Here is a 1,969-nt window from a genome sequence, read left to right on the forward strand (position 1 = left end):
CTGTTATTTGATAAAGTATAGTCTAAATAGATATACTCGCCAATGAAAAATACTATCAGAGCTAACGAAGCCCTCAATAAACCAACATTTTCAAAAATATATTCTTTGAAAATGAAGGAAAGGACTCCCAAAATAAGGAATGATAGTAACATTGACTTAACAATAAACCATTGCTTTCTCGCCATTCTACCACTTCTCTCTAATGAAATTAATTATATCGCTTCACTTGAAACCATCAATACACTTTCTTAAACTTTTTCGTTAATATTATTAATTGTCAAATTAAGTTAGACAATTCCTCTTTGCATATGTGACTCAAGAATACTTCTATTGGTGTTTTATAGTTTAATGATTTTCGAGGGATATTATTTCTTTTCGATGCAATAGATTGGATAAAAGATTCATCAACTTCGTTGAAGTCCATTTGCTTTGGTAAACCATCTTTACGTAATAAACCATTAGAGTTTTCATTTAAACCTCTTTGTGATGGTGTACCAGGATCTGCAAAATAGATATCAATATCATTGATATTACTGATTGATTTCCAATTTGAAAATTCCTTTCCACAATCAAAAGTCATTGATTTGAATAGATGCTTAGGTACAGATTGCATCCATTGGTTCAAACGATTTTCAATATCTATAGCTCGTCTGCCTTCTGGCTGAAGAGTGATGATTACTTTAGATAATCGCTCAACGAGGGTAATAACAGCACTTTTGTGCTTTTTACCTACAATAGTATCCCCTTCAAGGTGGCCAAATTCTTGATTGAATTTAGAATAATCATTTCCTCTGTCACGAAGTGATCGACGAAAAGATTGTTTTCCCCGAGTTTCTTTGTGTCCGTTGGCTTTACGTTTTCCTTTCATAGGTAGGTGAGTCACTTCAAATACGCCTTGTTTAAACATACGATAAAGTGTACGCATAGAACAAGAAATAGAAAACTCTGCACGGCCAACAATCACATCAGGTGTCCAACCTTGAACAACCCTCTTTTGAATATATTCTGTTTGTTCATCTGATAAGACAATAGGACGTCTGCCACAGCGAGTTTTATTCTTCTTGTATTGATTGAAATAATCTAGAGCATTGTGCCCTGTTTTGAAAAATTGGTAAACTTTATGAATCGTTTGTCTAGATCTATTCAATAGTACTGCGGTTTTGGCTACAGATTGATGATTATTATAATACGCCTCTATCATTGCAAGTTCATTTGATGTAAGATGGGTATAGGTCATTTGTCTTCACTCCTTATAATTCTTTTGCGGGAACTATCTTGAGTGTAGCACAAATGACTTTTTTATTTGTCTAGCTTAATTTTACAATCGGCGAATTAAGAAAATATCTTTAAAAAAATCAGAAGAAAACTTCGTATACTTGAGCCATAGGTTGGTTGTGGAAAGTTTACTTCGAGGGAGGAGTGATGAAGTTAATGAAAAAGAAAATCGCTGTTTTATTGGCAACTTGTTTACTTGTACAACCATTTTTATCTGTTTCAGCGTGGGCGATTGAAGGGGAGCAACAAGCAGAACGTACGCAGACACAGCCAAAAACAGCAGAAACCAGTACAAGTGAAGCAACAAAAGAAAGCAGCGCACATTCTATAGAACAGTCATCAATGACGGAATCTAGTGCTATCACAGAAAAAGTAACCACCTCTTCCACAGAAACAAAACCAAGCGAAGAGCAGAAGCAAATCACGTTGACCTTTGAAACAACGGATCAAGCTTTGTTTCCAAATGATGCCAAAAGTTATCAAGTGTAAAAGAAAAAAATCAGCCACTTCGGACAGAAGAATTACCAAAATGGGCGAATAGTGAGGAAAATGCGACTTTCGTTGGCTGGTCTTACCAAGGAAAAACATATACAAATGAAGAACTTCTTCAATTAGAGTTTTCAGAAGATACACAACTTACGGCTGTCTTTAAACAGAAACTGACACGCATGGCCAGAGCTGTTTCAATTGATCA

At 35.2% G+C, this 1,969-nt stretch carries 3 protein-coding genes; 1 reads left to right on the forward strand and 2 read right to left on the reverse strand.

Annotated features, from left to right (window positions below; genetic code table 11):
• Positions 1 to 185 (reverse strand): hypothetical protein (locus ACQGS6_RS27360; RefSeq protein ID WP_426965945.1); only part of this gene is annotated, 185 nt, incomplete at its 3' end.
• Positions 186 to 277: 92 nt separating this feature from the next.
• A complete protein-coding gene (locus ACQGS6_RS27365; protein WP_002360751.1) occupies positions 278 to 1,237 on the reverse strand; it encodes an IS30-like element IS1062 family transposase in 960 nt (319 codons plus the stop codon).
• Positions 1,238 to 1,422: 185 nt separating this feature from the next.
• On the opposite strand from ACQGS6_RS27365, the gene ACQGS6_RS27370 reads away from it, so the two are divergent.
• Positions 1,423 to 1,764: a hypothetical protein gene (locus ACQGS6_RS27370; RefSeq protein ID WP_426965946.1), complete on the forward strand. Its 342-nt coding sequence runs from the start codon at positions 1,423 to 1,425 to the stop codon at positions 1,762 to 1,764.
• Positions 1,765 to 1,969: the final 205 nt, after the last annotated feature.

The sequence above is a fragment of the Bacillus sp. GMs2/2 genome, assembly GCF_050172095.1.
GTDB classification, from domain to species: Bacteria; Bacillota; Bacilli; order Bacillales; family Bacillaceae_G; genus Bacillus_A; species Bacillus_A cereus.

Excerpts from the sequence above, each read along its gene's own strand:
- ACQGS6_RS27365 (WP_002360751.1), bottom strand. The coding sequence starts at position 1,237 with ATGACCTATACCCATCTTACATCAAATGAACTTGCAATGATAGAGGCG.
- ACQGS6_RS27370 (WP_426965946.1), top strand. The coding sequence starts at position 1,423 with ATGAAGTTAATGAAAAAGAAAATCGCTGTTTTATTGGCAACTTGTTTA.